Genomic DNA, 7,025 nt, shown 5'->3' on the forward strand with positions numbered 1-7,025 from the left:
TCTTTCCCCTGCTCGTTTTGCGATGAAATTTACGGACAAATCCGCAGCGTAGTGTCTACTTTTTTGACATAGGTCCATAGTGTTCCTTACAATTTAAGAAGTGTATCTAAAGGCCGAATAAGACGTTCTGTGTTCGTTAGAAAATCGTCTAGGTATTCGTGAAGATCAGCCAGCTTGCACCTCAAAACTTTTGAGACCTTGGTATCCATCATCGTATAGCTTGCCTAAGTTTGAATTTGAGTTTGAGTTTGAAGATACACGCTAAAATGTATCTCGATCTATTGCTGCTTTTGGCAATGTTGGATTACCAATGGTACACGCCTGTTTCATCTAGGAACTCCCCATTATGACGCTTGCCATCTGTTGCATAACGCACGATAATCGCAGCGCCGGCTTCTTTTGATTTACCGCCTTCAGCATTGCCGTTAAGATCTGTTGATGTGAATCCAGGCGTCACCGCAAAGACTTGAGTCCTTCTGTTTTTGACTTCATAAGCCATCGAAAGTGTCATGGCACTATTGGCCGTTTTGGATGAGTTATAGTCGAAGGCATTTAGAGTAAATTCCGCATTTTGCATATGGTCCAGAGAAGCCATATCGGTTGATACATTAATGATTGTGCCTTCATTATCTTTGATTAACGGGAACAATCGCTGATTCAAACGGAAGGCGCCGAAAAAGTTGACTTCAAAGGCGTTCCGCAGATCTTTCTCTCTGGTATCCGTAAAAGACTGAGAGAAAGCACCCGGCATACCAGCGTTATTGATCAAAAGGTTTATTGTGGGATAAGTCTTGTTAACCGTGTCGGCTGCCTGCTCGATGCTTTTCAAGTCACTCATGTCGATCTGTACAAATTCTACGTCTAATCCTCTGGAAGTTAATTCGGAAACAGCTGCTTCACCCCGTTCGATACTTCGTGCGCCAAGGATGACTTTCCATCCTGCTTCACCTAATTGCTTTACAATTTCATATCCAATTCCTTTATTTGCTCCGGTTACAAAGACAGTCTTTTTCATGCGGATCCTTCTTTCCCTGATTTGATTTATATTTAACAATGTATAAGTTACTATGCTACACTTAGTGTAGGTCAAATTTTTTTTATAAAAGGGGCTTAACATGTTAACCATTGGAGAGGTAGCGAAAAAAGTTGAAGTATCGATCGGAGCGATCCGCTTTTACGAAAGGAAGGGACTGTTGAAACCTGCTGCACGAAGTGAGCAGAATAACCGTCTTTATTCGGAGGATGATCTGAACTGGCTGGTTTTTATCAAATGCCTTCGCGAGACCGGGATGAGTGTGGAAGACATCAAAAAGTATTATGACCAGGTCAATGAAGGTACCTCCACCCTGAAGGAAAGAACCCAACTGATTGAAGATCAAAAGCAGAAGTTGTTGAATGATATCGAGGAGAAAAAAGCGCAACTTGTTCATTTGGATAACAAACTGGAGCGCTATTATCGCGGAGAAAATTATTAATATACGCCTTATGCGATAGATTAAAATTTTGCATTTTATGTTAGAGCACGTCTCCTAACAATGTTTCCTTAATCGTTTCATAAAATAAAAACAAAAAATCAGGCTGCCAGTAATAACTGCCTAACCTGATCCGAAAAGTTGATGTTATAGCTATTTTTTAGGGGACTATGTTTTTGCCCTGACATCATCACGTCAATACATTCATCTTGAGACAAATGTATTAAACTTGACCTTGTTGCTTACGCAGTTGGTAATGGTTATACTTTTCATTTTCGATCTCAATCGAGCTGCCCCGTTCAAAATCACACTTCTGTATTACCTTATTAGAAGCTTGATTGGTAATCAATGCGATGGCATTCAACACCTCAACGTTTGTATGTTCAAATAAATACTCCGTCATTCCTTTTACTGCCTGGGTTGTATAGCCACGGTTTCTGAAATCTTTCGAAATACCGTACATAATCTCCCGATTGGGTGCTGGCAGTTCGTCCTTGATCCCTGAGCAGCACCATCCTATGAACTCATCATTTTCTTTGAGTACGATAGCCATACGTAAATATAACTCTCCGATATCCTCTCCCGCCAAAACAACTTGTTTAAACTTCTGATTCTCAGGGATTTCATATTCGCCGAGCCAAAGGGCTCTCTCTTCAATCGTAGCGTTCCAGCCTGGTAGGAATTCATACACCTCAGGTTGCCACGTTATTTCTTGCAATTTCTCCAAATCCTCAAGTCGATACTCACGCAAATAAATATCCTTGCAATCGATGATTAATTCATCGTTTTGTACATATTGATTCATAATGCCTCCTACAATACACTTAATTTCAGCTTATTAGCTTTTACTTCAAACAAGCCCTTCTTTATCTATAAACTCGTCTTTGGTTAATCCAAAGAGGATCAGATCCTGGTATTTTCCATCCGTATAGATCACCTGGCGACGCACGCCTTCCTGGACACAGCCAAGCTTTCTCATCATCGCTGCGGAAGGTTCATTTCCTTCGAGTACATAATCATTGAATTTGTTGAGTCTGCGCTCGAAAAAAGCATACTTCAGCAAGATTCGAACGGCTCTGGTTCCGTATCCTTTTCCCCGATGATCCCTGTCAATTTGAATGCCAATGCTAAAGGTACCGTTCCTTTCATCAATGCTATTCAGATTCACACCTCCGACATTTTCACCATCCATATTCTCAATCGTGAACATGATCCGTCCTTTGGCTAAAGAAAAATCAGAGAAGTTTTCCGTGAAACTCTTCGCTTCAACTTGGGTTGGCGGCAACTCTACTGCACACTCCAATAACCGACGGGCAGGTGTATCAAAGCGGTTATAATAATGATCCTCCCAATCTTCCTCACGCAAAGCACGTAATCTGATCTTATCATCCTGCCAGAAATATTGACTATAATCGATCTCTCTCATTCTGAATCCTCCGTATAATCAACCAAATTTTCACTGTGATCTACAAATATAATAACCCATAATGTGGAATTAGAGGAGATTGGTTTTACTATCACTCTAACGAAAATAGCCCCCGAACAGGACAAACCTGTTGGAGGCTACGCTCTATTTTATATCCATATGTCATTACGATTCTTCCGGGTATTGAGGCTTGGACACGTTATCCGGAACCGTTTGGTCGAAAACATCCTGACCCGGATAATCCCGTATATCTCCTTCGTGAAGCTCATGGTTTTCATAATCAAAACGATGTGCAGACCTCTGATCCACCCGCCACGGAGAACTTTTCCCAAGAGATTCGGATAACAATGATGAACCGTAAGGACCCTCCGGGAATTCTTCGAGTGTGATATCGTTTCGTTGCGATTCCACCGTAGACACATCGGTATATTCTTGCCGTTCTTCACGCAAAAACTTATCTTTCATCGTTCGTCCCTCCTGATCCACTTCAGATGATCAACGTACACTTATTGTGAGCGAGGTCAAACGCATTTATGCATGATTATTGGAAACCACTGCGTTTAAGATTCTGATCCATCACCGGATCCATCACGATAATCATCGCCATCACAATTGGCGAATCCATACTAATAGTACAAAACCAATCAGGCCAGCCATGCTAATCCAGGTATCGCGATTGGACCATACCAATAACGAAGAACGTGCTCCAAGCAAAGAATGTTCTCTAACTTTACGCATTTCCATCGCAATGGTCATATCCTCTGCACGTTGGAATAGTGCCATTAATAAAGGGATTACCATCGGACCCAGGTCACGAATCCGCACGGTATTTGGTCTTAAAGCTGCCTTTCCACGTGCCCGAACGATTAGTGAGAATCGCTGCCACTCACTCCAGATCATCGGGATAAATCGAAAGATTAATGATACAGCAAGTGCGAACGAAGCTACGGGCAACCTGATCTTTTTACCGATACCGAGTACCCAGTTAAGCCCTTCTACCATTCGCCCATAAGGTGTCGTCAACGAAAACCAAAGGCTTGCCAATGTGACGATAAACAAACGATACACATTCAGCAAAGTGCCCTCCGCCTGCATCAGGGAAAAGCCAAAGTGCAGACCTCCTCCCTCTGTTGAAAGAGTTGTCCCAGATAACGCCGTTGATATGATGAAAAAGAATAATAATGGCTTCATTAATTTCATACATCCAGCCAAAGTCTGACGCGGGAGCACGGCAAGTGCTGCTACTACCGGCACCAGTGTTAACGTCAATCCCAGCCATCGCTGTTGAAGCATAGCTGCGGTGACCAGCAAAATATACAAAATCCATTTCAGACGCGGGTCCATGACGCCATATAATTCCCCTGAATGAGTCAGTGTGTTCGGAAGAAGCTTTAGATCATCTTCCGGTTTAATGGACGACAGCATCAGTGCTTCTTTTTCATACTTCATTACATCGCTCTTGACTTCCATCGTTACCGTCCCTGATGCCGCTTTTGATTTGTTCTGAATCCCCACCTCAACTAACGTAGACTGAACAATACATTCAGCCATCTCTCCTGGAGTCATTGCGGTCAAAGGCAGCTCAAGACCCGCTGCTCTAAACTGCTGTGTCAGTCTCATCGATGGTGGCAGTCCAATCCCTGTCTGCTCCAGCAGTTCAGGCCTTTTGTGAAGTTCTCTCGGCGTAAGATCGGCGATTAGACGGCCTTCCTGCAACAACAATACTCGATCCGCACAAGGCAAGAAGGTATCCAAATCATGGGTTGCTACCACACCCCCACCACCTGCCAGACGATGTTGCTCCAATACATCCAGCAGAAGCCCGACACTTTGCGCTTCCAACCCTGCGCTCGGCTCATCCAGCAGAAGCCAGTGTGGATTGGTCACACTTCCGAGAGCAAGTCCAAGCCTGCGCTTCTCTCCCCCACTTAGAGCAAATGGCGACCTGTCCAGATGAAAACGTCGGTCCAACTCCGAAGATACTGGCGGGTCCCATTGGTTCAGTGCTTTTGTGATCTGCTCTTGTTGTTCGTTCTCGGAAAGTCGATAAGGACGCAGAGAATATGTGAATTCACGCTGAATGCTCCGGGCAAACAATTGTTGTTCCGGGAATTGAAATACCATCCCCATCTGCAATAAAATCGACTGCGGCACTTTCCCTTCGCGCCAGAAAGGCATACCATCTAATGTAATACTGCCTGCATCGGGAAGTTTTAGGCCAGCCAATGTCTGTAGTAAGGTCGTTTTTCCCGAACCCGTACAGCCCAACAGCAAGGTAACTTCGCCACTATTCAACTGTACAGTCACATCTTCGAGCAGTGCACGTTTGCTCGAATCCGATGCTTCTATCCGTATATTGGTTAATTCGATCTCCAACGTGCGACCTCCTTAGCCAGTTGCTCGGGTCGCAGTGGCATGGCTTCTGGCAGCATGCCTTTTTGCTTAAGCAATAATGCAGTCTTTACAGTGAAAGGAGAGTCTAACCCTAGCCGATCACAAGCGGATAGATGCTCATTTTCTCCAGTAATTTTCTCATTCGTCTCTGCCTTATAGAAAAAGGACTCCGACTCTCCGTCGTACACACAACGCCCCCGTTCGATAGCAATGATTCGATCACACAGTGTTGCTTCCTCCAGATGATGTGTAATCCAGATAACCGTTGTCCCCCGCTCGGTGATCTTCTGAACGATGGTCTCGATACGGTCTCTTGCTCCTGGATCAAGCATGGCTGTCGGCTCATCCAGAATCAATACATCCGGTTTGGCCGCGAGCGCCACAGCAATGTTTAGCAGTTGTTTCTGCCCACCGGATAATTGTGAGATGGCCATATCCGGTGGATAATGAAGTCCTACAGTATGTAATGCGTCCTGTCTGCGCTCCGATTGTTCTTCTACAGTATTCATTAATGGTGACAACGCAAAATGAAACTCCTCTTCAATCGTATCGCCCAGTACCTGTGCATCCGGTTGCTGCAATACACCCCGAACGGTTAGTTCATCCGAGATATTCCGCACCCCTCCCGAGAGCGGAGTGAATCCAATCAGTAGTCCAGCGAGCGTACTTTTCCCACTGCCATTCGCCCCTACAATACTAATCCATTCCCCTTGATGCAGTGTAAGTGAGACCCCATCCAGCGCTTTCCTCACCTGACCACCTTCGGAAGCATAATGCACTCTAACATCTTCTAATATCATTATTGGCAGGTTGCCTTGCATTGTAAATTAGTCCTTTCCCTTTCTATTGTTATGTGGTACGATCCTAATCGTTAACCGCGTATTTTAAATTGGTTAACAATTATATTAACAAAATGGAGAGGATTGTTCAAACATGAAATTATCTTTGCGAGGCATTGTATTTAGCGCACTTATGGCCGCAATTTTAGTGCTTTTTGGTTACATAAGCATTCCCATTGGCTTCTCCCCTGTACCGATAACATTACAGACTTTGGCTGTCATGCTGGCTGGAGGGTTACTTGGTCCACTTTATGGCTTCCTAAGCGTTACCATGGTTGTTCTGCTCACCGCTCTTGGTTTCCCCTTACTGCACGGAACGGGAGGACTTGCGGTGCTTCTTGGACCTACCGGGGGATATGTGATGATGTGGCCGATCTCCGCATTATTGATTGGATTGCTGCTTGCACGAATCAACATCAAAGGTGTCACAGGATTCATTCTCGCTTTTATCATATTTGAACTGTTTGGTTCACTGCTCGTGTATGTATCTGGGGTCCCTTGGCTTGCCTATGCATATAAATTGGATCTACCTGAGGCCATGATTCAAGGATTCTATCCTTACATTATAGGGGATCTGATCAAAGCTGTATTTGCTGCCATCATCATTGCGCCCGTGCGCATGGTTTTCCCGCCTCAACGTCTCACAGGTAACATGCATTCAACGGTAGTAAAAGTGGAGTCTTAACAGAAGCTACATATCCTATTAGATCACGAGCGTCCATATTCTAAAACAAAAACAGCCAAAATCACTTTGGCTGTTTTTGTTACTTCTCTTCCTCTAAGGTTGTTCTGTCATCGGAGTGATCCGTGTAAATCTTCTTTAGTTCAACTGATATGAACGAAAATGTCAAAGGCGCTTTAAGAAACTCCTTTCACAGCTCCGTTTTGAAGCAA

Annotated in this window: 8 protein-coding genes; 2 read left to right on the top strand and 6 right to left on the bottom strand. The window is 44.3% G+C overall.

Translation table 11 applies throughout. The annotated features are described in order from the left end of the window. Window positions 1-304: 304 nt before the first annotated feature. Window positions 305-1,015 (bottom strand): SDR family NAD(P)-dependent oxidoreductase, encoded by a 711-nt coding sequence (locus HF638_RS28330; RefSeq protein ID WP_169483224.1) that lies wholly within the window; start codon window positions 1,013-1,015, stop codon window positions 305-307. A gap of 100 nt (window positions 1,016-1,115) precedes the next feature. Here HF638_RS28330 and HF638_RS28335 point away from each other — a divergent pair, with 100 nt between their 5' ends. Continuing rightward, window positions 1,116-1,475 carry a MerR family transcriptional regulator gene (locus HF638_RS28335; protein WP_062834171.1) on the top strand — a complete coding sequence of 120 codons (360 nt, stop codon included), beginning with the start codon at window positions 1,116-1,118 and terminating at the stop codon, window positions 1,473-1,475. 220 nt (window positions 1,476-1,695) lie between these two features. On the opposite strand, the gene HF638_RS28340 is transcribed toward HF638_RS28335, so the two are convergent. The 5 genes from HF638_RS28340 to HF638_RS28360 all read right to left on the bottom strand — a co-directional run bounded on the left by HF638_RS28340 (window position 1,696) and on the right by HF638_RS28360 (window position 6,071). Further along, complete coding sequence (locus HF638_RS28340; RefSeq protein ID WP_169483225.1) at window positions 1,696-2,277, bottom strand: GNAT family N-acetyltransferase; 582 nt, start codon at window positions 2,275-2,277, stop codon at window positions 1,696-1,698. 45 nt (window positions 2,278-2,322) lie between these two features. Next, complete coding sequence (locus HF638_RS28345; RefSeq protein WP_169483226.1) at window positions 2,323-2,898, bottom strand: GNAT family N-acetyltransferase; 576 nt, start codon at window positions 2,896-2,898, stop codon at window positions 2,323-2,325. A gap of 165 nt (window positions 2,899-3,063) precedes the next feature. Continuing rightward, on the bottom strand, window positions 3,064-3,363 hold the full coding sequence (locus HF638_RS28350) for a hypothetical protein (RefSeq protein ID WP_169483227.1): 300 nt from the start codon (window positions 3,361-3,363) through the stop codon (window positions 3,064-3,066). Between the two features lie 141 nt (window positions 3,364-3,504). Continuing rightward, complete coding sequence (locus HF638_RS28355; protein WP_169483228.1) at window positions 3,505-5,274, bottom strand: ATP-binding cassette domain-containing protein; 1,770 nt, start codon at window positions 5,272-5,274, stop codon at window positions 3,505-3,507. Continuing rightward, the gene (locus tag HF638_RS28360; RefSeq protein ID WP_169483229.1) at window positions 5,259-6,071 is read right to left on the bottom strand and encodes an ATP-binding cassette domain-containing protein; all 813 of its coding nucleotides are present in this window, start codon (window positions 6,069-6,071) and stop codon (window positions 5,259-5,261) included. The genes HF638_RS28355 and HF638_RS28360 overlap by 16 nt, the downstream gene beginning before the upstream one ends. A gap of 154 nt (window positions 6,072-6,225) precedes the next feature. On the opposite strand from HF638_RS28360, the gene HF638_RS28365 reads away from it, so the two are divergent. Next, window positions 6,226-6,816 (top strand): biotin transporter BioY, encoded by a 591-nt coding sequence (locus tag HF638_RS28365; protein ID WP_169483230.1) that lies wholly within the window; start codon window positions 6,226-6,228, stop codon window positions 6,814-6,816. The last annotated feature ends 209 nt before the right edge of the window (window positions 6,817-7,025 follow it).

Origin of the sequence: Paenibacillus sp. SZ31 (genome assembly GCF_012912005.1) — a bacterium.
Taxonomy (GTDB): Bacteria; Bacillota; Bacilli; order Paenibacillales; family Paenibacillaceae; genus Paenibacillus.